Origin of the sequence: Acidovorax sp. A1169 (assembly GCF_030704685.1) — a bacterium.
Classification (GTDB): domain Bacteria; phylum Pseudomonadota; class Gammaproteobacteria; order Burkholderiales; family Burkholderiaceae_C; genus Acidovorax.
Genome location: NZ_JAUZDX010000001.1, coordinates 488,582 through 513,203, shown reverse-complemented (window position 1 = coordinate 513,203; position 24,622 = coordinate 488,582). Strand labels below are relative to the sequence as shown.

Below are 24,622 nucleotides of genomic sequence, written 5' to 3'. Positions count from 1 at the left end.
AAGCTCCTGTCTGTGGGGTTGCAGGCCGCGAAACGCATGCTCCGCAGCCGCTGCGCCGATTACTCGGGACGCGCGGGCACCAGCACTTCGCGCTGGCCGCTGGTGGTCAGGCCGCTGACCAGGCCTGCTTTCTCCATGTCTTCGAGCAGGCGCGCGGACCGGTTGTAGCCGATGCGCAGCTTGCGTTGCACGTAGGAGATGCTGGCCTTGCGGTCCTTGAGGACCACTTCCACGGCCTGGTCGTACATGGGGTCTTTTTCACCCCCTTCACCGCCACCGCCCTCCCCTGACAGATCCCCGTCGCCGTCCACAGTTCCGCCTTCGAGCACGCCGTCGATGTAGTCCGGCGCCCCCTGCTCCTTGAGGTAATGGACGACACGGTGCACTTCCTCGTCCGACACGAAGGCCCCGTGCACACGGATCGGCAGGCCCGTGCCGCTGGCCATGTAGAGCATGTCGCCCATGCCCAACAGCGCTTCGGCGCCCATCTGATCGAGGATGGTGCGGCTGTCGATCTTGCTGCTGACCTGGAAGGCGATGCGGGTCGGGATGTTGGCCTTGATCAGGCCGGTGATCACGTCCACGCTGGGGCGCTGCGTGGCCAGGATCAGGTGGATGCCGGCAGCGCGGGCCTTTTGCGCCAGGCGCGCGATCAGCTCTTCGATCTTCTTGCCCACCACCATCATCAGGTCGGCCAGCTCATCGATCACCACCACGATGTGCGGCAGGCGCTGCAGCGGCTCGGGCTCCTCGGGCGTGAGGCTGAAGGGGTTGTAGATGAACTCCTCGCGCGCCTTGGCCTCGTCGATCTTGACGTTGTAGCCGGCCAGGTTGCGCACGCCGAGCTTGCTCATGAGCTTGTAGCGGCGCTCCATCTCGGCCACGCACCAGTTCAGTCCGTTGGCGGCCTGCTTCATGTCGGTGACCACGGGCGCCAGCAGGTGCGGAATGCCCTCATAGACCGACATTTCCAGCATCTTCGGGTCGATCATCAGGAGGCGCACGTCGCGCGCCTCGGCCTTGTACAGCAGCGAGAGGATCATGGCGTTGATCCCCACCGACTTGCCGGAGCCCGTGGTACCGGCCACCAGCACGTGCGGCATCTTCGCCAGGTCGGCCACCACCGGGTTGCCCACGATGTCCTTGCCCAGGCCCATGGTGAGCATGCTCTTGGCCTCGTGGTAGACCTGCGAGCCGAGGATCTCGGACAGTCGGATGGACTGGCGCTTGGCATTGGGCAGTTCCAGCGCCATGAAGTTCTTGCCGGGGATGGTCTCCACCACCCGGATGGACACCAGGCTCAGCGAGCGCGCCAGGTCCTTGGCCAGGCCCACGATCTGCGAGCCCTTCACGCCCGTGGCGGGCTCGATCTCGTAGCGCGTGATCACCGGGCCGGGCATGGCCGCCACCACGCGCACCTCCACGCCGAAATCCTTGAGTTTTTTCTCGATCAGGCGGCTGGTCATCTCCAGCGTCTCGGGCGCTACCGTCTCCTGGCGCTGCAGCGGACCGTCGAGCAGGTCCACCATCGGCAGCTTGCTGTCGGGCATCTCGGTGAACAGGGGCTTTTGCCGCTCCTTGACCACGCGGGCGCTCAGCGGCGGGTCGACCAGGATCGGCTCGATGATCTGCACCGGTTGCGGGTGGTGCTCTTCGCTCTCGGTCTTCTCTTCCAGCACCACCACGGCGCGCTCACGCGCTGCCTTGCGACCCACGGCCACATCCTTGGCCACCTCGCGCTGCGTGCGGCGCGACTGCACCAGCGCATCGATGCGCCCGCCCAGCACCTCGGCCACATGGCCCCAGGAGAAACGGAACACCAGTGCCGCGCCCAGCACGGCGAGCACGATGCACAGCAGGGCCGAACCCGTGAAGCCCAGCCACTTGACGCTGGCCGGCCCCGTGAGGAAGCCGAGCACGCCGCCGGCATGGCCGGGCAGCAGCGATTCGAAGCGGTACAGGCGCGACCATTCGAGCGCGGTGCTGGCACACATCAGCACCACCAACCCACCCCAGAACAGGCCGCGGCGCGCCATGGGACTCACGGCGCCGGGCAGCACCTCGCCGCCGCGCATCCAGCGTGCCAGCGACGACAGCCACGAGCGCACGCCCGCCGCCACGCACCACCAGACGGAGAAACCCAGGGCGAAATAGCTGCCGTCGGCCAGCCAGGCACCGATGCGCCCGGCCCAATTGAGCACGGCACGCGAGTCCGAGGGCCCCGAGGACGACCAGGCAGCGTCCTGCGCCGAGTAGCTGACCAGCGCCAGCAGCCAGAAAACCAGGGCCAGCAGGCCCAGCACCAGGCCGATTTCATGCCCGAAGCGGGCCGCTCCCGTGCGGGGCGGCGACTTCGCGGCGGACGATGCGTTCAGGGTATTGAGTGAATAGGTCATAAGGAGCCGGGCAAGCTTACCCCAAGCACCGCCCGGAACCGGCGCGCAGGATCAGCCCAGCGCGTCCAGGCGGTCCTTGAGCACGGTAGCGCCGGTGGGCAGCACCTCGATGAAGCCGCGCTCCTCCAGGTCCTTCATGACCCGGCTGACCATCTCGCGCGAGGCGCCGACCATCTTGGCCAGGTCCTGGCGCGATATCTTGTCGCGGATGATGCGCTGGCCCTGCGCATCGGTGACCGCGAAATCCAGCAGCGCATGGGCCACACGTCCGTACACGTCCAGCAAGGCCAGGGATTCGATCTTGCGGTCGGCATGGCGCAGGCGCTTGACCAGGCCGCGCATGACCACCAGCGACATGGAGGCGTTCTCGGTCAGGCAGCGCGCGAACTCGGTGCGCCCGAGCATCAGCACATCGGTCTGCACCTCGGCGCGTACCGTGGCGGAATGCGGTTCGTTGTCGATGATGCTCATCTCGCCCAGGTAGTCGCCCTGCGCCAGGTTGGCCAGGATCACCTCGCGACCCCGGCTGTCGGTCGTGAGCACGCGCGCGCGCCCGGTGAGCAGGATGAAGAGTGCGTTGGATTTTTGCCCCTGCTCGACCAGCGCCTCCCCGCGCTTGAAGCGCTTCTTGACCACGGCGCCACTGATCACCTCGGCCTGTGCCACGGTGAGCAGCGAGAACAGCGGTACCCGGCGCAGCAGGTCCAGGTTGGACAACATCGTTGACATGGAAACTTCTCCTCTCAAAAAGGCGCGGCTCCACCGGTGCCGCAGCGGGGTTATCACAGGGGCGCGCCATCGCACTCCCTGATGGGTTCTTACAATCGCCGTGATTGAAAATGGGCCTGCGTGTGAAGACCGTGCGCGGTTGATACTTGGCGCCCTGCCCCCCAGCTTTCCCAACAGCGCCCCGTGCAGCGGGCGCAAAACACAGGCTTTTACCATGTCTACCACCCAACACGCGAAAGTTCTGATCCTCGGCTCCGGCCCGGCCGGCTACAGCGCAGCGGTCTACGCCGCCCGTGCCAACCTCAACCCGGTGCTGATCACCGGCATGTCCCAGGGTGGCCAGCTGATGACCACGACGGAGGTCGACAACTGGCCGGCCGACGTGCATGGCGTGCAGGGTCCCGAGCTGATGCAGCGCTTTCTGGAGCATGCCGAGCGCTTCAAGACGCAGATCATCTTCGACCACATCAACAAGGTCGATTTCAGCAAGCGCCCGTTCACCCTCACCGGTGACAGCGGCACCTACACCTGCGACGCGCTGATCCTGGCGACCGGCGCCTCGGCCAAGTACTTGGGCCTGCCCTCCGAAGAAGCCTTCATGGGCCGGGGTGTGTCGGGCTGCGCCACCTGCGATGGTTTCTTCTACCGCGACAAGCCCGTGGCCGTGGTCGGCGGCGGCAACACGGCCGTCGAAGAAGCGTTGTATCTTTCCAACATCGCCAGCAAGGTCACCGTGGTGCACCGCCGCGACAAGTTCAAGGCCGAGCCCATCCTGGTGGACAAGCTCAACGAAAAGGTCGCTGCCGGCAAGATCGAGCTCAAGCTGTTCAACACGCTGGACGAAGTGCTGGGCGACGCCACCGGCGTGACCGGCATCCGCATCAAGAGCACCAAGGACGGCAGCACCGAGGACATCACGCTGCACGGCTGCTTCATCGCCATCGGCCACTCGCCCAACACCGACATCTTCCAGGGCCAGCTGGAGATGGACGGCGGCTACATCATCACGCAGGGCGGGCTCAAGGGCTTTGCCACGCAGACCAGCGTGCCCGGCGTCTTCGCGGCCGGCGACGTGGCAGACCATGTGTACCGCCAGGCGATCACCAGCGCCGGCACGGGCTGCATGGCCGCGCTCGACGCCCAGCGCTTCCTCGAACAGCAGGACTGAAAACCGCCGCCAGGGACGCAATTTGACGCCCCGGCGCGCGGGCCGCTATAATCCAAGGCTTTCCTGAATTCAGGCGGGTATTTTCGTACCCGCTTTTTCTGCAGGCAAAAACCAAATCGGGCCGGCCACATCGGTCTGCCCGGGGTTACCGCCACCCTTTCTGGCGAGGTGAGGTCGCAAGCTGTGCTTTTGGGAAACATCCCGCGAGCACGCAGCGAACGGCCGTTAAAAAGTATCGGAGTGTCCTCATGGCACGCGTCTGCGACGTAACGGGCAAGAAGCCCATGGTCGGGAACAATGTTTCCCACGCCAACAACAAAACCAAGCGCCGGTTCCTGCCGAACCTGCAATACCGCCGTTTCTGGGTCGAGACCGAAAACCGCTGGGTTCGCCTGCGCGTTTCGAGCGCTGCCCTGCGTTTGATCGACAAGAACGGTATTGACTCGGTGCTCGCAGACCTGCGCGCACGTGGCCAGGCTTAAGGAGAAACACCATGGCAAGCAAAGGCGGACGCGACAAGATCAAGCTGGAATCCACTGCGGGTACCGGTCATTTCTACACCACGACCAAGAACAAGAAGACGATGCCTGAAAAGATGCTGATCATGAAATTTGATCCCAAGGCACGCAAGCATGTCGAATACAAGGAAATCAAGCTGAAGTAATTCAGCGCTGGTTCTCCCCGAAAAAGCCGCCCGGCAGTCTGCCAGGCGGCTTTTTCTTTGGCCACACACAGGCCGTCATGCGGCCTGCCGCACCGCCCGGACTTGCCCATGCAGGAGGCGCCCGAGTTCGCCGTAGGCCCATTCCACCTCGGGCGAGAACGGCAGGCCGCAGCTCAGGCGCAGAAAGCCTTCGTACCGCCCCGAATTTGAGAAGATGGGCCCCGGCGCCACGCGGATGCCCAAGGCCAGCGCCTGCTCGAACAGCAGCGACGAGGACACGCCTGCGGGCAACTCGATCCACAGGCTGAGCCCGCCGGGCGGCACGGACAGGCGTGTGCCCTGCGGAAAATGCCGCGCCACCATCTGCACGCTGCGCTCGCGCTGCACCCGCAGCGCACTGCGAAAACGGCGCAGGTGGCGTTCGTGCGCGGCAGTCCCCACGGTGCGGGCCGCGAGCAACTGGGACCAGACCTGCATGTTGCGCGTGCGGGCGAATTTGAGGATCTGAATGCGGTCATGCCACCGCCCCCCATTCATCCACCCCTGGCGCAGGCCCGGCGCCAGGGTCTTGTTGAAGGACACGCAGTAGATCACCTGGCCCGTCTCGTCCCAGGCCTTGAGCGGGCGCTGTAGCTCGGGCACATCGACCAGCTCGCGGTAGATATCGTCCTCGATCAGCGCCAGCCCGTGGCGCCGGCAGAACGCCACCAGCCGCTCCTTGTGGCTGTCGGGCATGAGCGCGCCATTGGGCATCTGCAGGTGCGGCACGACGACCACGGCCTTCAGGCGGGGTTCGTGCTGCACGGCCAGCTCCAGTGCGTCGAGCGAGATGCCGGTGCGCGAGCTGCTGGGGATCTCCAGCGCGCGCAGGTTCTGCGTTTCCACCGCCTGCAGCACGCCGTAGAAGGTGGGGGATTCCACGGCCACCACATCGCCGCGCTCGGTCACCGCCGCAAGCGCCAGATTCACCGCATCCGAGTTGCCCAGCGTGGCCATCACCTCCTGCGGCGCCACGTGGACGCCCACTTCCAGCGCCTGCCGGGCCATCACGGCCTGGAACAGCGGGTGCGTGCCGGGCCGCGAATGGCCTTGCACCAGCACGTCGGGAAACTCGCGCAGCAGCGCGGCGCCCACCCGGTTGAGGGTGAGGTGGTCGAACAGTTCGGGCGCGGGCATGGCGGCCCCCAGGTCCACGCGCACCTGCGCGCGCCGCCCCTGCTCCAGCCACAGCGAGATGCGTTCATTGATGCCCGCGAACTGGGTGCCATCGATCTGTTGCACCGGGCAACGGGGATCGGGTTCGCTGCTGTGGTCCAGCAGGTGCACCTGCGGGTCCTGCACGAAGTAGCCGACCCGGGGACGCGCCTGCACGCTGCCCTGCTCCTCCAGGGTGCGCAGCGCCTGCAGCGCGGTCGACAGGCTCACGCCGTGGCGCTGCATCAGCTCGCGCACCGATGGCATGCGCGCTCCGGGCAGCAGCACGCCCTGGGCCACCGCCTGCTGGTAGTGGTCGGCCAGTTGGCGGTACAGGGGAAGGTTCGCTGCGGATGTGACAGGCATGGCCTGCCCATGATGCGCCCGAACCGCCGACCAGAACAGATACAGGATTACCGAAAACCGACCAGAACAGAGCAAAAATCAATCCGCTGCTCTGCATCCCCCAGCCAGTTTCTGTGCCTGTTGCGATGCAGGCTGCCGCCCTACGCTGAAGGCATGAAACAGCACCACCACACCCCCCCCTCCGTCGCGGCCAGCGGCGGCACGCCACAGGTCCTGCACCTGCCACTGGCCGCTGGCCAGGGCCGCCTCGTCTGGCTGGACGCAGGCTGCGAACTGCGCAGCCTCTCGGGCACGGCCCTGCTGCAAAGCACGGCGCCGGGCCACCTGGGTGCCGCACCTCCCGCCTGCCTGCCACCCCATGCGGCCTGGCGCAGCCCGCAGGGCATGTGGGTGGGCGTTCAGGCCCAGGGGTCGTCACCCGCCGCGCTCACACTGACCATGCCAGCGGGCGCCGACCTCACGCAGCCTGCCGAATCACCGGGGGCCCATGAAAAAAGCCGCCCAGGGCACGGGTCCCTACAGCGGCTTTGGCAGGCGCTGAGACGGCTTTTCGTCAGGCGCGCGCAGCACGCAGGCTGATCGAGAAGTCGCGCAGCGCGGCAATGCCGCTCTCTTCCGCGCGGCGGCACCAGGCCTGCAGGTCGGCGGTGAGCTGCTCGCGCGACTGCGTGGTGTTGAGCCACAGCTGGCGCAGCTCTTCGCGCATGGTCACCATCTTGTCCAGGGCCGGATGGGCAGCACGCACCTGGGCCAGCTGGGGCAAGGCATCGGCGGGCACCTTCTCGGCGTCGCGGTGCAGCCAGCGCTTGGCAGCCTTGAGCACCGAGGCGTCGGCCTGGCGGGCCTGCAGCGCGGCGATCTCTTCCCTGCACGCCTGGCGCACGCCGCGGGCATAGCCGGCCATGACCTCGTAGCGGTTGGCGATCAGCGCCTCCAGCGTCTTTTCGTCGGCCACGGGCTTCACGTCGCCGCGTTGCAGCTTGGGCGGCACCTTCTTCACGGTGGCCCAGCCGATGGACTTCATCAGGCTGATGTAGGCCCAGCCGATGTCGAACTCGTAGGGCTTGACCGAGAACTTGGCCGAGGTGGGGTAGGTGTGGTGGTTGTTGTGCAGCTCTTCGCCGCCGATGACCAGACCCCAGGGCGAGAGGTTGGTGCTGGCGTCCTGCGCCTCGAAATTGCGGTAGCCCCAGTAGTGGCCCACGCCATTGACCACACCGGCAGCCCAGAACGGGATCCAGAGCATCTGCACGGCCCAGACGGCAGCGCCCACGGCACCGAACAGCGCCAGGTTGAGCACCAGCATCAGGCCCACGCCCTGCCAACTGAAACGGGTGTAGACGTTGCGCTCGATCCAGTCATCGGGCGTGCCGTGGCCGAACTTCTTCATGGTCTCGAGGTTCTTCGACTCCGCGCGGTACAGCTCGGCGCCGCGCCACATCACGGTATCCAGGCCGCGCGTCTGCGGGCTGTGCGGGTCGTCCACGGTCTCGCACTTGGCGTGGTGCTTGCGGTGGATGGCCACCCACTCCTTGGTCACCATGCCGGTGCCAAGCCACAGCCAGAAACGGAAGAAATGCGAAGGAATCGCGTGCAGGTCCACCGAGCGGTGGGCCTGAGCGCGGTGCAGAAAAATCGTGACCGCCGCAATGGTGATGTGCGTGGTGGCCAGCGTGTACAGAACGATCTCCCACCAGGCGAGATTCCACAGGCCATGGCCGAGCCAGTCGATGGCCGCGTTCAGTACAACCCAGTCGGGTAACAGCATATTCAACAGAACCTTGTACAAAGTACCCGGCCACCAGCGATGGCAGGTGCAAAGATTTTAAAGCGCGGCCCCTCTTTTTGATTAGAGGTTATCCACAGTATCGGGAGTGAATTGGCCCCTGCGTCGCCTGCACGACAAGGCGGCACAACAGATATGCCAACGTGCTCGCGGGGCACATGGCGGATAAAACTGGCGCGGCCAAGGCCAGTGCCCCCGTGCAAGGGCCGCCAAGCCGCACAGGCGGCGCTTCGCTTGCGTGCACTGGGGGCGTCCCTCTCCCGACTCGCGCAGCGAGTCGGGAGAGGAGGCGCGAAGCGCTTCAGGGGGTGCTTACTTCCTTGTCCAGACCGCAGCAAAGAACCCGTCTGTCTTGTGGATATGGGGCCACAGGCGCAGATAACCAGTGCCCGAGGCACCGCCACTGCACAATTTTTCAGCACCCTCCACCTTGAGCTGCGTAAGCGCTTCGCCTGCATCCAGCGGCACGAAATCAGGGTGGGCGGCACTGAAGGCCTCGGCAATCGCCTCGTTCTCCTGCGGCAGGATGCTGCAGGTGGCATACACCAGCCGGCCACCGGACTTGAGCAGGCGTGCGGCGCTGGCAAGGATGGCCGTTTGCTTGGCCACGAGCTCTTCGACCGATTGGGGCGACTGGCGCCACTTGAGGTCGGGGTTGCGGCGCAGGGTACCGAGGCCCGAGCATGGCGCATCGACCAGCACCCGGTCGATCTTGCCGGCCAGGCGCTTGATGCGGTCGTCGCGCTCGTGCGCGATGGCGGCCGGGTGCACGTTGGACAGGCCGCTGCGCGCCAGGCGCGGCTTCAGGGCGTCAAGGCGGTGGCCCGAGACGTCAAAGGCGTACAGGCGACCGGTGTTGCGCATGGTGGCGCCGATGGCCAGCGTCTTGCCGCCCGCTCCGGCGCAGAAATCGACCACCATCTCGCCGCGCTTGGCGTCGAGCAGCAAGGCCAGCAGCTGCGAGCCTTCGTCCTGCACTTCCACGGCACCGCGGGTGAAGACGTCGAACTTGGCGAGCGCCGGCTTGCCGTCGATGCGCAGGCCCCAGGGTGAGTACGGGGTGGCCACGGCCTTGATGCCGGCCTTGGCCAGTTCCTTTTGCACATCGGCGCGCTTGTCCTGCAGGGCATTGACGCGCAGGTCCAGCGGCGCGGCATTCGACAGGCTCTCCACCAGTGGCCAGAAACCGGTACCCAACTGGTCCTTGAGGGGCTGCACCAGCCATTCGGGCAAATTGTGGCGGTGGCGCTCCATCAGGTCGTCGACCGTGACGCCATCGCACTGATCAAGCCACTTACGCTCCTGGTCGGTCAGGGCGCCCTCCAGAAAATCGCGCGGGCCGTAGAAGCCCAAAATGGCCAGGCGGCGCTCCTTGGGGCCGGAGCCCGAGGGGGCCATGTGGTCGAACAGCAGCTTCTTGCGCAGCACGGTGTAGACCGTTTCGGCCAGCGTGGCCCGCTCGCGGGGCCCCAGGCCCCGGTTGTCACGGAAAAAGCGCGACACCACCGCGTCGGCGGGGTGTTCAAAGGTGAGGGTGAGCCTGACGAGTTCGGCACAGGCGTCGAGAAGAACTTTGGGATGCATCCCCCGATTGTCCCACTGTGGCCCAAATCCCTCTTTCAGGGCCTTCGCCGGCCCGATCAGCGCGTGAAGACCGGGTCGAACGCCGAGCGCTGGATTTCCTTGAGCGTGGGCGATTCACCGGCCCAAAGCACCAGCGCCGGGCCTGGCAGGCCGAGCTGGCGCTCCATGGCGCGGCACAGCTGGTAGCGGCTGCCGTCGTCCAGGTCGGGCAGGTCCACGAAGACCAGGTAGGCGCGCCGCTGGGGGTGTTCGCGCAAGTTCTTGCGCACCAGCCAGCAGCGCTCCACGTCGGCATAGCGCACCAGCTCGGCCTGCAGTTCTTCGAGCTCGAACGGGCTCAGGTCGTGGCGCGTGGTCTGGCTGAAGAACGAGGTGCCCGAAAGCTCCTCCCAGGCGCGCTCCTCGGACTCCTGAGCGCGCTCGAGGCGCTTGCGCCACTGCTTGAAGGCCGTGGCGTCGTGGTCATAGCCAATGCGCGGGGTTTCGAGCTCGGCCAGTGCGGTGCGTGCGGTCCAGTAGCGGTCGCTGCTGCCGGCCTCCCACAGGCGGTGCAGCAGGGCCATGCGGCCCTCGCGGTCGTCGGCGGGCAGGCTCTGCACCAGGCCGCGCAGGGCACCGGGGTGGTCGGTGCTGCGCTGCAGTGCCGTGGCGTAAAGGCCGCGCACATCGGCCCCTGGGTCCAGGTGGCGCTGCAGGCGAGCCAGCTCCACCAGTTCTGCGGCGCTGGCCTGGGGCATGCCCGCCTGCAAGGTCTGGGCCCGGTCGCGCACCCGGCCCAGCCAGCCGTGGTGGCGCTTCCATTCACTGGCGTTGTCGCGGCACCACTGCTTGTCGAAATGCGCCACCCAGCGCTTGGCCTCGGGGCCCAGCAGGGCCAGAGCACTGCCGCGCGACCACTCGGCAGGCACGGTGGGCACCGCGTCCAGCGACTCGATGCGGTCACGCAGGCCCGGGTGGGTGTCGTCCACGTTGCTGATGCGCTTGAGCGCCTGGCGCAGGGCATCGTTGGCAAAGGCCGCATCCGGCACCTCGGCCAGGCGCTTGCGCATTGCGCGGTAAGGCCCCACCGGCAAGGGATTGCCGGCCGCTGCGCACCAGTGGTCACTCCAGAAGGTGCTGTGCAGCCATTCGCCGCGCACCTCGATCTCGATCAGCGCGGCCGCCGTGATATCGCGCCCCAGCAGGCGGCCTGCGATGCGATCGGCTTCGTACTCGTCTTGGCGCGCCAGTGCAAAGGTCTTGGCGACAAAGCGCGGGAAATACCAGCGCATGAAGGCCTGGGTGGCGGCGGCCACGGCGCCTTCATCGTCTTCGAGGCTGCTGTTCAAACGCATCCAGGTCAGCCGGGTGCGGTAGATCCAGGCTGCAAAACGGCCATGGTCGCCCCGCAGGTGCCCGTACTCGTGCGCGAGCACGGCCAGAAAGCGCGGCCGGTCCAGCGCCAGCAGCAGCGGCAGGCCGATGGTCAGGTAGTTCACCGCCCCGCCCAGCAGCCCGTAGCGGGGCAGTTGCTGGATGCTGGCGTTGAACTCGTCGTTCAGGTACACATGGTGGATGGGCGGGCCCTTGATCTTGCGGCGCATGCGCTCCAGCGCCTCGAACAGCTCGGGGGCCTCCAGCGCGGTGATCTCCATGCCCTTGGGCTCGTCCACGCGCACCCACAGCGCGCGGATACTCACCCACAGCAGGCTGGCCGCACCCAGCAGCACCAACACCAGCACCAGCCGGAACCGGCCATTGAACAGCTGCGGTATGACCCAGGCGATCAGGCCGGCCCCCACTGCCAGGCAGCCGAGCACCCAGGCATAGCCCAGCGCGGCGAACGCAGCCACGCCGAGCCGGTACCGGCGGCTGTTGTCGGCACTGGCATGCTCGCTCATGCGCACCAGGTGCACAAAATCTGCCTGATCCACTGGATTTCCCCCTCAACCTTGTTTTTTGACCACCTGCCATCCTAACCAACATGACCGACGACGACCTGCCCCAAATCACCCCGACCCCGCCCGGCCTGTACCGGCACTACAAGGGCATGCTGTACGAGGTGATCGACACCGTGCGCCACAGCGAGACCCTGGAGCCCATGACGCTGTACCGCGCGCTGTACGGCCAGCGAGGCCTGTGGGTGCGCCCGGCGGCCATGTTCGCCGAGGAGGTGCTGGTCGACGGCCGCAGGCGCCCGCGCTTCGAGAAATGCGCCGACGAGGCTTTGCCCCCACCGTCAGCACCGGCCTGATCGCCAACCTGCACAACCGCACGGGGCCAAAACGCCGAACTGGCCGGCAATCATCCGCCAGTTCGGCAGATTGATGCCGCCATTGTGTCCCCATGGACACAAACAGTACAAACCGCCTTGACCTGGCCTTTGAAGAATGGGATCCGGGCCGTTGCCGGCGTTGTTCGCCACCTCGGGGAGCACGGGCCGCAGCCCGCAACCCTTGGAAGGAACGACGATGACGAGCATCAATAGCGTCAGCAGTGCCTGGTCCAGTGCAAGTGTGCAGCGGGCGTCACGCCCGGGGCCCTCGCCTGAGCGGCTGCTGTCCAAAATAGACGCCGACGGCAGCGGCGGCGTGAGCGGTACCGAACTGCAGGGCCTGCTGGACGATGTGGCCAAGAAGACCGGCGCCAGCAGCCAGACCAGCGCTGCCGACCTGGTCCAGCAGTACGACAGCGACGGGGACGGCAGCCTCAATGCCGACGAGCTGGGCAAGACGATGCAGAGCGTCCTGCCCCCACCGCCCTCGACCATGTCCTTTGCCCAGTCGCGCAGCGACAGCAGCAGCACGGGTGCCACGGGCCAGGCCGGTGATGACCTGTTCGGCAAGGTGGACACCGATGGCGACGGCGCCGTGGGCCAGGCCGAGCTGCAGGCCTTGCTGGAGAAGATGTCCGGCGGCACGGCCAGCAAGACGGGTGTCAGCAGCGACGAACTGTTCAGCCAGCTCGACGCGGACGGCGATGGCAGCCTTTCGAAGGCCGAATTCGACGCCGGCCGGCCGTCGGGCGAGGCCGGTGGCGGTGCCGTAGGCGGCATGCCACCGCCGCCGCCCGGTGGGCCTGGCGGCCCCGGCGGAGCCTCTGCCAGCAGCAGCACCTACGACCCGCTCGATACCAATGAAGACGGGGTGGTGTCCGCCGCAGAGCAGGCAGCGGGCGCAGCCCAGACGGACGCCATCACGGCGCTGTTCAAGACCATCGACACCGACGGGGACAGCAGCATCAGCAGCGAGGAGGCCCGCTCCTTCGTCGACCAGCTGGCCAGCCAGCTCACCAGCGCCAACAGCACCACCGATGCCGGTAGCCAGACGGCGGACAGCGGGCAGAAGACGGACCTGATGAAACTGGCACAGTTCGCACGCAGCCAGTACGAGGCCGCCGCGGGATCCTGGTCGAGCACCGGGAGCACGCTGAGCGCACTGGCCTGACACCAGAAATGGGGAACGGCGGGCAGGGAATGGGCTTGCGCCGCCATGCCGCACCGTCCTACAGCCCGGGCGCAATGCCCGGGTTATCTTGGGATCCATCACCCCACATGTCCCGTGCTGCCACGGACTGATCGAGGGAGCCACCCGCCGGTCCAGGCTGGAGCATTGCACGCCTCGCACCGTTGTGCGCATGACACGGAGCACCCCATGGACTATCTATTGCAAGGAATGTTCAGCGAAAAGTCGCTGAGCAAGGTCGTCGGATTTTTCGCCAGGCAAGCCGATGCGGACATCGCCGTGCGCCGGTTGCTGCGGCTGCCCGGCATGGAGCCCGGCCAGGTCCGGTTGATGGGGCCGCAGCACGCGGACCTGCGCAACCGCGATCTGCTCAGCCGGGCACTGGAGCCAGAAGCCCGCGGCGTGTTCACCACCCTGGTGCGCACCCATGCCATTGCCGGCCTGGTGGGCGCCGTGCTGGGCCTCATGGCGTTTGGTTACCTGATCGCCACTTATGAACCCGCAGTATTGAACAACCCCTTGCTGGCCTTCATCGCCATCGTGGGTTTCGGCACCACCTTCGGCCTCATGCTGGGAGCACTGAACGCGCTGCGGCCCGACCGCGTCTGGGTCGTCAACCGGGTGCGGTCTGCACTGCGCAAGCGCCAATGGGTGGTGGTGGCGCACCCGACCGATGCGCACCAGGCGGCACTGGCCCAGGACCTGCTGGACAGCAGCGAAGCCCAGGTGGTGCGCACCCTGTAGCCCCCGATTACGCCAGGGCCGCCATGAAGGCCCGCACGGCACGCGGGTAGATCACATGCTCCTGCGCCTGCACCCGGGTCGCCAGCACCTCGGCCGTGTCCCCAGGCAGCACGGGAACCACGGCCTGGTCCAGGATGGGGCCCACGTCCAATTCGTCCGTCACCTGGTGCACCGTCACGCCCGCAACCTTGCAGCCCGCGTCGATCGCGCGCTGGTGGGTGTTCAGGCCCGTGAAGGCTGGCAGCAGGGACGGATGGATGTTGATCAGCCGGCCCGCGTAGCGCGCCACGAATCCCGGTGTGAGAATGCGCATGAAACCGGCCAGCACCACCAGAGCGGGTTCATACCGGTCGACGGCCTGCGCGAGCGCGGTGTCGAAGGCCTCGCGGCTATCAAAGGCCTTGTGGTCGAGCGCCTCGGTGGCGATGCCTTCGCTGCGGGCAAACGACAGGCCTGCCGCGTCGGCCTTGTTGCTCAGCACGGCGGCCACCCGGGCGCCGTACCGGCGGGCCCAGTCTTCCTGTTGCGCGGTGCGCACGATGGCCGCCATGTTGGAACCGCTGCCGGAGATCAAAATCACGATGTTCTTCATAAATTGCCACGGATTATCCCAGCCATGCCCTTCGAACCCGCAAACCGCCCCCTGACCGCGAACGAGGCCCGCGTGCTGGCCACGCTGATGGAGAAAGCCCGCACAGTGCCCGACAGCTACCCGATGTCGCTCAACGGCCTGCTCACGGGCTGCAACCAGAAGACCAGCCGCGAGCCGGTGATGACGCTGAGCGATGCCGAAGCGCAGGAGGCCCTCGATTCCCTGCGCCAGCTGACCCTGGCGTTCGAGACCAGCGGCAACCGCACCACGCGCTGGGAGCACAACTTCCAGCGCGGCGTGGGCGTGCCCGAGCAATCGGCCGTGCTGCTGGGCCTGCTGATGCTGCGCGGCCCGCAGACAGCCGGCGAGCTGCGCATCAACGCCGAGCGCTGGTACCGCTTTGCCGATATCTCCTCGGTCGAGGCCTTCCTGGACGAGCTGCAGGAGCGCAGTGCCGAGAAAGGCGGCCCGCTGGTGGTGTTGCTGCCGCGCGCACCGGGCGCACGCGAGCCACGCTGGACGCACTTGCTGTGCGGGCCGGTGGACACCAGCAGCAGCGCTGCCGCGCCCGCCACGGGCGGGGCAACCGGGGCACTGCAATCGCGCGTGGCGGCGCTGGAGACCGAGGTGGCCGGTCTGCGCGCCACGGTGGAACGGCTGTGCGCCGAACTTGGCATCGAGCCGGTGGCGCCGGCGATGTCGCCACCCGGACAGGAATAAAACGAACGACCGTGCTACAAACACGACTTCTCAGGAGACAAGCCGCATGGATCTCGCATTCACCCCCGAAGAACAGGCCTTCCGCGACGAAGTTCGCGCATGGGTCCACAGCAATCTGCCGCCCGCCATTTCCCACAAGGTGCACAACGCCCTGCGCCTGACCCGTGACGACCTGCAGGGCTGGGCCAAGATACTGGGCAAGAAGGGCTGGCTCGGCTTTGGCTGGCCCAAGGAGTTCGGCGGCCCTGGCTGGACCGCCGTGCAAAAGCACCTGTTCGAAGAAGAGTGCGCCCTTGCCGGCGCACCGCGCATCATCCCCTTCGGACCCGTGATGGTAGCCCCGGTGATCATGGCCTTCGGCAATGCCGAGCAGCAAAAGCGCTTTCTGCCCGGCATCGCCAGCGGCGAAGTCTGGTGGAGCCAGGGCTACAGCGAACCGGGCTCGGGCTCGGACCTGGCCTCGGTCAAGACCCGCGCCGAGCGCGTGGGCGACAAGTACATCGTCAACGGCCAGAAGACCTGGACCACGCTGGGCCAGTACGGCGACTGGATGTTCAACCTGGTGCGCACCAGCACCGAAGGCAAGCCGCAGACGGGCATCTCCTTCCTGCTGCTGGACATGAAGTCGCCCGGCGTCACCGTGCGCCCGATCAAGCTGCTGGACGGCGAGTGCGAGGTCAACGAGGTGTTCTTCGACAACGTCGAAGTGCCGGCCGAGAACCTGATCGGCGAAGAGAACAAGGGCTGGACCTACGCCAAGCACCTGCTCAGCCACGAGCGCACCAACATCGCCGACGTGAACCGCAGCAAGCGCGAACTCGAGCGCCTCAAGCGCATCGCCAAGGCCGAAGGCCTGTGGGATGACAGCCGTTTCCGTGACCAGGTGGCCCTGCTCGAAGTGGACATCGTGGCCCTCGAAATGCTGGTGCTGCGCGTGCTCTCGGCCGAAAAGTCGGGCAAGAACTCGCTCGACATCGCCGGCCTGCTCAAGATCCGCGGCAGCGAGATCCAGCAGCGCTATGCCGAGCTGATGATGCTGGCCGCCGGCCCCTTCGCCCTGCCCTTCATCGAAGAGGCGATGGAAGCCGGTTGGCAAGGCGACTTTCCGGGCGGCGAGGTGGCCAACGCGCCCCTGGCATCGACCTACTTCAACCTGCGCAAAACCACCATCTACGGCGGCTCGAACGAAGTGCAGCGCAACATCGTGGCGCAGACGGTTCTGGGCTAAGGAGACATACAAATGGATTTCGATTTCTCTGACGACCAGGAACAGCTGCGTGACGCCGTGCGCAAGTGGGTGGACAAGGGCTACACCTTCGAGCGCCGCCGTGCGGCCGTGGAGGCCGGCGGCTTCTCGCGCGAGGCCTGGACCGAACTGGCAGAGCTGGGCCTGACGGCCCTGACCGTGCCTGAGGACCACGGCGGCCTGGGCCAGAGCGCCATCGACGCGATGGTGGTGGCCGAGGAACTGGGGCGCGGCATGGTGCTCGAGCCCCTGGCACAGGCCTTCATCGCCAGTGCCGTGCTGTCGCAGCACGGCTCTGCCGAGGTGCAGGGCGCCTGGCTGCCCCGCGTTGCCAGCGGCGAAGCCCTGGTGGTGCTGGCCCAGCAGGAACGCAAGGCGCGCTACCGCCTGGATGTGTGCGATGCCAAGGCCACGGCAGCCAGCGGCGGCCACAGCGTGAGCGGCACCAAGAGCATCGTCGCCGCGGGTGACCAGGCCGATGCCTTCCTCGTGCCCGCCCAACTGGACGGAAAGATAGCGCTGTTCCTGGTGGAGCGCTCGGCCACCGGCGTGGCCACCAAGGGCTACGTCACTCAGGACGGCAGCCGCGCCGCCGAAGTGCAACTGGCCAACGCCCCCGCCACCCTGGTGACCACCGACGGCCTGGCCGCGCTGGAATTGGCCGTGGACATCGGCATTGCCGCCACCTGCGCCGAGGCCGTTGGCGTGATGGACAAGTCCGTGGCCGCCACGGTGGAGTACATGAATCAGCGCAAGCAGTTCGGCGTGCTGATCTCGAGCTTCCAGGCCCTGCGCCACCGCGTGGCCGACATGAAGATGCAGCTCGAACTGGCCCGCTCGATGAGCTACTACGCCAGCCTCAAGCTGGGCGCCCCTGCTGCCGAGCGCCGCGCCGCCATGGCCCGCGCCAAGGTGCAGCTGGGCCAGTCCATGCGCTTCGTGGGTCAGCAGTCGGTGCAGCTGCACGGCGGCATCGGCGTGACCGACGAGTACATCTGCAGCCACTACTTCAAGAAGCTCACACAGCTCGAAATGACCTTCGGCGACACGCTGCACCACCTCGGTGAAGTGTCGGCCCGCATGCAGGATACTGCCGGCGTGTTTGCCTGAGAACAACTGACGCAAGGGCGTAACACCCATCGATCATGCTCGTGGATTTGACCGATCCACGGGCATTTTTTATTTTCAGAAAAGAACACATGATGATGATTTCCCTACAACGCCGGTTGGCCCTGATGGCCGCAGCCACTACCGTGATGGCCCTCGCCGGCTGCGCCACGCAAGGCCCTTCACAGCAGGCGTTGCCCCCCATCGTCTTCGTGCACGGCAATGGCGACACGGCCGCGCTGTGGCAGACCACGGCCTGGCGATTCGAGTCCAACGGCTGGCCGCGCGAGCGCCTGCACGCCATTGACGTGCCCTACCCGATCAACCGCGACGACGATACCAAGGCCCAACCCGGCCGCACTTCGGCCGCAGAACACATGGCCTACCTCAAGGCCGAGGTGGACAAGGTGCTCAAGGCCACGGGTGCGCGCAAGGTCGTGCTCATGGGCAATTCGCGCGGCGGCAATGCCATCCGCAACTACATCCAGAACGGCGGCGGCGAGCAGACCGTGAGCCACGCCATCCTGGGCGGCACGCCCAACCACGGGGTGTGGGCGATTCCCGGCTTTCGCGAAGGCAGCGAGTTCGCCGGCACCGGCCCCTTCCTCAAAGGCCTGAATGCACCCAAGAACGCCGCAGGCGACGAAGTCACCGGGCCCGTGCAGTGGATGACCGTGCGCTCTGATAACAACGACAAGTTCGCCCAGCCCGATGGCCTGTGGATAGGCCAGAAGGGCACGGCTACCAACGTCACCGCAGCAGGCCCTGAACTCAAGGGCGCGACCAACGTGGTGATCCCGCGCATCGACCACCGCGAGACCTCGTTCTCGCCTGCCGCCTTTGCGGCGGCCTACCAGTTCATCACCGGCAAGACCCCCGCGGCCACGGCCATCGCCAGCGAAGCGCGCGTGGCGATCTCGGGCAAGGTCACCGGCCTGGGCGTGGACCCGCTGGACGCCAAAACCGGCAATTTCAGCAACAACCTGCCCCTGCCCGGCGCGCAGCTGGAGGTCTACGCCACCGATGCCGCCACGGGCGCACGCACCGGCAATGCCCTGCTGCGCACCACCGTGGCGGCCGACGGCCAGTGGGGTCCCCTGGTCGTACCCACCGGCGCCCCGCTCGAATTCGCCATCGCCGCGCCCGGCTACGCCACCACGCACATCTACCGCAGCGGCTTCCCACGCAGCAGTGCCATCGTGCACCTGCGCGCCGAACGCATCGCCGACGCCGACAAGACCGCCGCCAGCGTGGTCACCATGACCCGCCCCCGCGGCTACCTGGACCCGGCGCGCGACCAGATGCTGTTCGACGGCGTGCCCCCCGTAGGCGTGCCCGCCGGCGCCGGCGCAGCATCGGCCAAGATCAAGCCCGAAGGACCCCAGCGCAGCGTGGCCGCGCAATTCAATGGGGAGCGCGTGGTGGGACAGACCTGGCCGGCAGCCAACGGGCACCTGGTGTTTCTGGAACTGACGTATTGATGAGCAGACGCTGCGCGGTACCCGAATTCCGTGCAGCACACCCCCAAGAGTGGTCAAGACGGCCCTTATGGCTAGGCGTTACGTCGCAGACAGTACGCTAGTACGGCAAGACGGAACAACGACGCCAGAAGGGTCGTATTGGCCGCTCCGCCCGCTAGGCAAGAAGACGTGAAGATTTGGGGACGTGGGCCATTAGGAATTCCATTTGATCGGCCAGGATGCGACGATTGCGCAGAATGAAGTCTTCCCACAGGCTGGGCACATAAGGCGCGTAAAGCAGCGGCATGTGCGCCTGCTCCGGCGTGCGCGGCCCCTTCCTGTGGTTGCAGGGCCGGCAGGCCGTCACCACATTCATCCAGTGGTCCTGCCCGTTGCGAGCAAAGGGCACGATGTGTTCGCGCGTGAGGTTGTCTTCGTGGAAGTGCCCGCCGCAGTAGGCGCACACGTTGCGATCGCGCACGAAGAGCTTGCTGTTGGTCAGGCCCGGCTTGAGATCGAAGGGGTTGATGCTGGGCACACCCTTGGTGCCGATGATGCTGTTGATGGCAATCACCGATTGTTCGCCCGTGACGGCGTTGTAGCCACCCCGAAAGCGCGCGATCTGGCCGCCGGACTCCCAGCGCACCTCCCCCGCGGCGTAGTGGATGACCGCCTGCTCCAGCGATATCCACGACTGGGGCAGCCCCTGGGCTGACAGCTTCAAGACCTTCAAAACACGCCTCCTGGAACAAGAATGAACACAAGGAATCGGAACGCGGATGTCTCGCGGACCCCACTGCGCTGTGAAGTCCGTAGTACACAATATACTCTGTTTTCATGACAGATTGGCGTCTGGTGCTTTACCCATCGGCCCAAGCTGCTATCAAAAAGATAACAAAACAATGAAGATCTTCCGCGGATTCCACCACCCCGGCATCGCCCGTGCCTGCGCGCTGACCATCGGCAACTTCGACGGTGTGCACCGGGGCCACCAGGCCATGCTGGCCCTGCTCAACAGCGAGGCCGCCCACCGCGGGGTGGAGAGCTGCGTGCTGACCTTCGAGCCCCACCCGCGCGATTACTTCGCCGGGGCCCTGCACAAGCCGGAGCTGGCGCCCGCACGCATCGGCACGCTGCGCGACAAGCTCACCGAGCTGGCGCGCTGTGGCGTGCAGCAGACGGTGGTACTGCCCTTCGATGCACGGCTGGCGGCCCAGTCGCCCCAGGCCTTCATCGACGAGGTGCTGCTCCAGGGCCTGGGTGCGCGCTACGTGCTGGTGGGCGACGATTTCCGCTTCGGCGCCCAGCGCGCGGGCGACTACGCGCTGCTCGATGCCACGGGCCAGGCCCGGGGCTTCGACGTGGCGCGCATGAACAGCTACGAGGTGCACGGGCTGCGCGTGTCGAGCTCGGCCGTGCGCCAGGCGCTGGACCAGGGCGACATGGAGGCCGCCGCCCGCCTGCTGGGCCGGCCCTACACGATATCGGGCCACGTGGTGCATGGCCGCAAGCTCGGGCGCGAACTGGGGGCCACGGCCGAGGGTGCGGGCGACGGTTTTCGCACGCTGAACCTGCGCTTTGCCCACTGGAAACCCGCTGCCAGCGGCATCTTTGCCGTATTGGTGCATGGCCTGGGCGAGCTCCCATTGCAAGGCGTGGCCAACCTGGGCGTGCGCCCCTCGCTGGACCCCGACGACGTGAACGGCGGGCGCGTGCTGCTGGAGACGCATTGCCTGCAATGGCCCGCCGATCTGGGGGCCGAAGGGGCGTACGGTAAAATCGTGCGGGTGGAACTGCTGCACAAACTGCACGACGAGCTCAAATACGACGGTCTGGATGCCCTGACGACGGGCATTGCCAAGGACTGTGCGGACGCGCGCGCCTATTTCGCGTCGGCCCACGCACCCACCAACCACACCGAGACCCGGCGCCAGACCACGCGCGACCGAATTTGAGGGGGCTGCCTGCGCAGCGCCTGCCCCGCAGGCCCGACACCTCTCCACGCCTCCTCTTTTCCCGCTTTGCTCCGGGCCTGCCCCGGATTGCCCCGTTTTAAGGCTCCCCCATGTCCGACAACGCCAGTACCACCGAATCCACCGCCCCGGATTACCGCAGCACCCTGAACCTGCCCGACACCCCCTTCCCCATGCGCGGCGACCTGCCCAAGCGCGAGCCGGGCTGGGTCAAGGAGTGGGAGGACAAGGGCCTGTACAAGCGCCTGCGCGACGCACGCTGCGGCGCGCCCAAGTTCATCCTGCACGACGGCCCGCCCTATGCCAACGGCCAGATCCACATGGGCCATGCGGTCAACAAGATCTTGAAGGACATGATCACCAAGGCGCGCCAGCTCGAAGGCTTCGACGCGCTGTACGTGCCCGGCTGGGACTGCCATGGCCTGCCGATCGAGAACGCCATCGAGAAGAAGCACGGCCGCAACCTGAGCCGCGACGACATGCAGGCCAAGAGCCGCGCCTTTGCCACCGAGCAGATCGCGCAGCAGATGGGCGACTTCCAGCGCCTGGGTGTGCTCGGCGAATGGGACAACCCCTACAAGACCATGAACTTCTCCAACGAGGCGGGCGAGATCCGGGCCTTCAAGCGCGTGATGGAGCGCGGCTTCGTCTACCGCGGCCTCAAGCCCGTGTACTGGTGCTTCGACTGCGGCAGTTCGCTGGCAGAGTTCGAGATCGAATACGCCGACAAGAAGAGCACCACGCTGGACGTTGCCTTCAAGGCGCACGAGCCCGCGAAGCTGGCCGTCGCCTTCGGCCTGCCCGCGCTGGCCAAAGACGCCTTCGTGGTGATCTGGACCACCACCGCCTGGACCATCCCCGCCAACCAGGCGCTGAACCTGAACCCCGCACTGACCTATGCGCTGGTGGACACCGAGCGCGGCATCCTGGTGCTGGCCGAGTCGCTGGTGGAGGACTGCATGGTGCGCTACGGCCTGACCGGCCAGGTGCTGGCCACGGCCCTGGGCGAAAAGCTCGGCGGCCTGGAATTCGAGCACCCGCTGTACGACGTGGATGCCGGCTACCGCCGCCTGTCGCCCGTGTACCTGGCCGACTACGCCACGGCCGATGACGGCACCGGTATCGTGCATTCCTCGCCCGCCTATGGGCTGGAGGATTTCAACTCCTGCGTGTCCCACGGCCTGGCGCTCGACGACATCCTGAACCCCGTGCAGGGCAATGGCACCTATGCGCCGGACTTCCCGCTGTTCGGCGGCCAGCACATCTGGAAGGCCGTGCCGGTCGTCATCGAGGCGCTGCGCGGTGCCGGCCGCCTGATGGCCACCAAGGACATCACGCACAGCTACCCGCACTGCTGGCGCCACAAGACGCCGGTGATCTACCGCGCCGCAGCCCAGTGGTTCATCCGCATGGACGAAGGCGAAGGCGTGTTCACCAAGGACAAGGCCGAGAAGACGCTGCGCCAGACGGCGCTGGACGCCATCGAGCACACGAGCTTCTACCCCGAGAACGGCAAGACCCGCCTTCACGACATGATCGCCGGACGGCCCGACTGGTGCATCTCGCGCCAGCGCAGCTGGGGTGTGCCCATCCCGTTCTTCCTGCACAAGGATTCGGGCGAGCTGCATCCGCGCACCATGGAAATCATGGACCAGGCGGCCGATATCGTCGAGAAGGGCGGCATCGAGGCCTGGAGCCGTGTGACGCCCGAGGAGATCCTGGGCGCCGAGGACGCGGCCTGCTACACCAAGAGCACCGACATCCTGGAGGTGTGGTTCGACTCGGGCTCGACCTTCTTCCACGTGCTGCGCGGCACGCACCCCGGCGTGCACCACGACACCGGCCCCGAGGCCGACCTGTACCTGGAAGGCCATGACCAGCACCGCGGCTGGTTCCACAGCTCGCTGCTGCTGGCCAGCGCGCTCGAAGGCCGCGCGCCCTACCGCGGCCTGCTGACCCACGGCTTCACCGTGGACAGCCAGGGCCGCAAGATGAGCAAGTCGCTGGGCAACGGCATCGATCCGCAGGAGATCAACAAGAAACTGGGCGCCGAGATCATCCGCCTGTGGGTGGCCGCCAGCGACTACTCGGGCGACATCGCGGGCGACGAGAAGATTCTGGCGCGCGTGGTCGACGCCTACCGCCGCATCCGCAACACGCTGCGCTTCCTGCTGGCCAACGTGAGCGATTTCGACCCCGCCACCGACACCGTGCCGTTCGAGCAGATGCTGGAGATCGACCGCTACGCCCTGACGCGCGCGGCCGAGTTCCAGGCCACCGTGTTGGCCCACTACAAGGTGTACGAGTTCCACCCCGTGGTGGCCAAGCTGCAGCTGTACTGTTCGGAAGACCTGGGCGGCTTCTACCTCGACGTGCTCAAGGACCGCCTGTACACCACGGCGCCCAAGAGCCTGGCACGCCGCAGTGCGCAGACCGCGCTGTACCAGATCACGCACGCCATGCTGCGCTGGATGGCGCCGTTCCTGTCGTTCACCGCCGAAGAGGCATGGAAGGTGTTCGGCAAGTCCGATTCCATCTTCGTGGAAACCTACGGCTCCATCGCCGGTGGCGACGAAGGCCTGCTGGCCAAGTGGGCGCGCCTGCGCGAGATCCGCGATGCGGTGAACAAGCAGATCGAGGTGCTGCGCGCCGACGGCCAGGTGGGCTCGTCGCTGCAGGCCAACGTGGTGCTCACGGCGGCACCCGAGGACCATGCCCTGCTCGCCAGCCTGGGCGACGACCTCAAGTTCGTCTTCATCACCTCGTCCATCGAGCTGGTGGCGGGCGATGCCCTGCAGATCAGCGTCAAGCCCAGCGCCGACGCCAAGTGCGACCGCTGCTGGCACTACCGCGCCGACGTGGGCCAGGATGCGGCCCACCCGACGATCTGCGGCCGCTGCACAAGCAACCTGTACGGCGCCGGCGAAAGCCGGGTGCACGCATGATGGCGGCAAGCGGCACCTCTAGCTCGGCCCTGGGCCGCATGTGGCCCTGGCTGGCCTGGGCGCTGGTGATCCTGGTTGCCGACCAGATCACCAAGTCGCTGATCCTGGATGCCTACCGCCTGGGCGATGCGACGCCCATCACCAGCTTCTTCAACATCGTGCGGGCGCACAACACGGGCGCGGCCTTCTCGTTCCTGGCCGATGCCGGGGGCTGGCAGCGCTGGGCCTTCACCGGCATCGGCGTGGCCGCCACCGTGTTCATCGTGTGGCAGCTGCGCGCGCATCCGCAACAGAAGCTGTTCTGCTTTGCACTGTCCAGCATCCTGGGCGGCGCGGTGGGCAACGTGGTGGACCGGCTGATGCACGGCTACGTGGTCGACTTCCTGGACTTTTACGCACGCGGCTACCATTTCCCGGCCTTCAACCTGGCCGATTCGGCCATCACCGTGGGTGCGGTCTGCCTGGTGCTGGACGAGTTGCTGCGGATGAAGAAGTCGAAGTAGAC

Annotated in this window: 22 protein-coding genes; 14 read left to right on the top strand and 8 right to left on the bottom strand. The window is 66.7% G+C overall.

Annotated elements, in window-relative coordinates:
• Positions 1-59 precede the first annotated feature (59 nt).
• Positions 60-2,396: a DNA translocase FtsK gene (locus QYL93_RS02350; RefSeq protein ID WP_305742135.1), complete on the bottom strand. Its 2,337-nt coding sequence runs from the start codon at positions 2,394-2,396 to the stop codon at positions 60-62.
• Positions 2,397-2,447: 51 nt separating this feature from the next.
• Positions 2,448-3,125, bottom strand: coding sequence for a Crp/Fnr family transcriptional regulator (locus QYL93_RS02345; protein WP_057201989.1), 678 nt, complete (start codon positions 3,123-3,125; stop codon positions 2,448-2,450).
• Positions 3,126-3,339: 214 nt separating this feature from the next.
• Between QYL93_RS02345 and trxB the strand changes: the two genes are divergently transcribed.
• The 3 genes from trxB (at position 3,340) to rpmG (ending at position 4,957) form a co-directional block, all read left to right on the top strand.
• A complete protein-coding gene (gene trxB, locus QYL93_RS02340; protein WP_305742134.1) occupies positions 3,340-4,293 on the top strand; it encodes a thioredoxin-disulfide reductase in 954 nt (317 codons plus the stop codon).
• A 248-nt stretch (positions 4,294-4,541) separates the two neighbouring features.
• Positions 4,542-4,775 (top strand): 50S ribosomal protein L28, encoded by a 234-nt coding sequence (gene rpmB / locus QYL93_RS02335; RefSeq protein ID WP_007859763.1) that lies wholly within the window; start codon positions 4,542-4,544, stop codon positions 4,773-4,775.
• Positions 4,776-4,786: 11 nt separating this feature from the next.
• On the top strand, positions 4,787-4,957 hold the full coding sequence (gene rpmG, locus QYL93_RS02330; protein WP_007859760.1) for a 50S ribosomal protein L33: 171 nt from the start codon (positions 4,787-4,789) through the stop codon (positions 4,955-4,957).
• Positions 4,958-5,032: 75 nt separating this feature from the next.
• On the opposite strand, the gene QYL93_RS02325 is transcribed toward rpmG, so the two are convergent.
• A complete protein-coding gene (locus tag QYL93_RS02325) occupies positions 5,033-6,517 on the bottom strand; it encodes a PLP-dependent aminotransferase family protein (RefSeq protein WP_305742133.1) in 1,485 nt (494 codons plus the stop codon).
• Positions 6,518-6,670: 153 nt separating this feature from the next.
• On the opposite strand from QYL93_RS02325, the gene QYL93_RS02320 reads away from it, so the two are divergent.
• A complete protein-coding gene (locus QYL93_RS02320) occupies positions 6,671-7,096 on the top strand; it encodes a hypothetical protein (protein WP_305742132.1) in 426 nt (141 codons plus the stop codon).
• Here the strand turns inward: QYL93_RS02320 and QYL93_RS02315 are convergent.
• The 3 genes from QYL93_RS02315 to QYL93_RS02305 all read right to left on the bottom strand — a co-directional run bounded on the left by QYL93_RS02315 (position 7,071) and on the right by QYL93_RS02305 (position 11,800).
• Positions 7,071-8,285: a fatty acid desaturase gene (locus QYL93_RS02315; protein WP_305742131.1), complete on the bottom strand. Its 1,215-nt coding sequence runs from the start codon at positions 8,283-8,285 to the stop codon at positions 7,071-7,073. The two genes, QYL93_RS02320 and QYL93_RS02315, sit on opposite strands and share 26 nt — an antisense overlap.
• A 330-nt stretch (positions 8,286-8,615) precedes the next feature.
• Entirely contained in the window at positions 8,616-9,887 is a 1,272-nt protein-coding gene (locus QYL93_RS02310) for an RsmB/NOP family class I SAM-dependent RNA methyltransferase (RefSeq protein WP_305742130.1), read from the bottom strand.
• Positions 9,888-9,943: 56 nt separating this feature from the next.
• Complete coding sequence (locus QYL93_RS02305; RefSeq protein WP_305742129.1) at positions 9,944-11,800, bottom strand: M48 family metallopeptidase; 1,857 nt, start codon at positions 11,798-11,800, stop codon at positions 9,944-9,946.
• A gap of 50 nt (positions 11,801-11,850) precedes the next feature.
• On the opposite strand from QYL93_RS02305, the gene QYL93_RS02300 reads away from it, so the two are divergent.
• From QYL93_RS02300 to QYL93_RS02290, 3 genes are all read left to right on the top strand, one after another.
• A complete protein-coding gene (locus QYL93_RS02300; RefSeq protein WP_305742128.1) occupies positions 11,851-12,120 on the top strand; it encodes a DUF1653 domain-containing protein in 270 nt (89 codons plus the stop codon).
• Positions 12,121-12,337: 217 nt separating this feature from the next.
• Complete coding sequence (xopAW, locus tag QYL93_RS02295; RefSeq protein WP_305742127.1) at positions 12,338-13,312, top strand: XopAW family type III secretion system calcium-binding effector; 975 nt, start codon at positions 12,338-12,340, stop codon at positions 13,310-13,312.
• 207 nt (positions 13,313-13,519) lie between these two features.
• Positions 13,520-14,074, top strand: a complete 555-nt coding sequence (locus QYL93_RS02290) for a hypothetical protein (protein WP_305742126.1) — start codon at positions 13,520-13,522, stop codon at positions 14,072-14,074.
• A gap of 7 nt (positions 14,075-14,081) precedes the next feature.
• On the opposite strand, the gene purN is transcribed toward QYL93_RS02290, so the two are convergent.
• Positions 14,082-14,666: a phosphoribosylglycinamide formyltransferase gene (gene purN, locus QYL93_RS02285; RefSeq protein ID WP_305742125.1), complete on the bottom strand. Its 585-nt coding sequence runs from the start codon at positions 14,664-14,666 to the stop codon at positions 14,082-14,084.
• A gap of 24 nt (positions 14,667-14,690) precedes the next feature.
• Between purN and QYL93_RS02280 the strand changes: the two genes are divergently transcribed.
• The 4 genes from QYL93_RS02280 (at position 14,691) to QYL93_RS02265 (ending at position 19,220) form a co-directional block, all read left to right on the top strand.
• On the top strand, positions 14,691-15,386 hold the full coding sequence (locus QYL93_RS02280) for a YceH family protein (RefSeq protein WP_057201978.1): 696 nt from the start codon (positions 14,691-14,693) through the stop codon (positions 15,384-15,386).
• A 46-nt stretch (positions 15,387-15,432) separates the two neighbouring features.
• Positions 15,433-16,614, top strand: coding sequence for an acyl-CoA dehydrogenase family protein (locus QYL93_RS02275; protein ID WP_179681727.1), 1,182 nt, complete (start codon positions 15,433-15,435; stop codon positions 16,612-16,614).
• A 12-nt stretch (positions 16,615-16,626) separates the two neighbouring features.
• Positions 16,627-17,742, top strand: a complete 1,116-nt coding sequence (locus QYL93_RS02270) for an acyl-CoA dehydrogenase family protein (RefSeq protein ID WP_305742124.1) — start codon at positions 16,627-16,629, stop codon at positions 17,740-17,742.
• Between the two features lie 95 nt (positions 17,743-17,837).
• Positions 17,838-19,220 carry an alpha/beta fold hydrolase gene (locus QYL93_RS02265; protein WP_370876931.1) on the top strand — a complete coding sequence of 461 codons (1,383 nt, stop codon included), beginning with the start codon at positions 17,838-17,840 and terminating at the stop codon, positions 19,218-19,220.
• A gap of 154 nt (positions 19,221-19,374) precedes the next feature.
• Here the strand turns inward: QYL93_RS02265 and QYL93_RS02260 are convergent, their stop codons facing one another.
• The gene (locus QYL93_RS02260) at positions 19,375-19,932 is read right to left on the bottom strand and encodes an HNH endonuclease (protein WP_305742122.1); all 558 of its coding nucleotides are present in this window, start codon (positions 19,930-19,932) and stop codon (positions 19,375-19,377) included.
• Between the two features lie 169 nt (positions 19,933-20,101).
• Between QYL93_RS02260 and QYL93_RS02255 the strand changes: the two genes are divergently transcribed.
• From QYL93_RS02255 to lspA, 3 genes are all read left to right on the top strand, one after another.
• Positions 20,102-21,154 (top strand): bifunctional riboflavin kinase/FAD synthetase, encoded by a 1,053-nt coding sequence (locus QYL93_RS02255; protein WP_305742121.1) that lies wholly within the window; start codon positions 20,102-20,104, stop codon positions 21,152-21,154.
• A 110-nt stretch (positions 21,155-21,264) separates the two neighbouring features.
• Positions 21,265-24,117: an isoleucine--tRNA ligase gene (ileS, locus tag QYL93_RS02250; protein WP_305742120.1), complete on the top strand. Its 2,853-nt coding sequence runs from the start codon at positions 21,265-21,267 to the stop codon at positions 24,115-24,117.
• The gene (gene lspA, locus QYL93_RS02245; RefSeq protein ID WP_305742305.1) at positions 24,117-24,620 is read left to right on the top strand and encodes a signal peptidase II; all 504 of its coding nucleotides are present in this window, start codon (positions 24,117-24,119) and stop codon (positions 24,618-24,620) included. The genes ileS and lspA overlap by 1 nt, the downstream gene beginning before the upstream one ends.
• Positions 24,621-24,622: the final 2 nt, after the last annotated feature.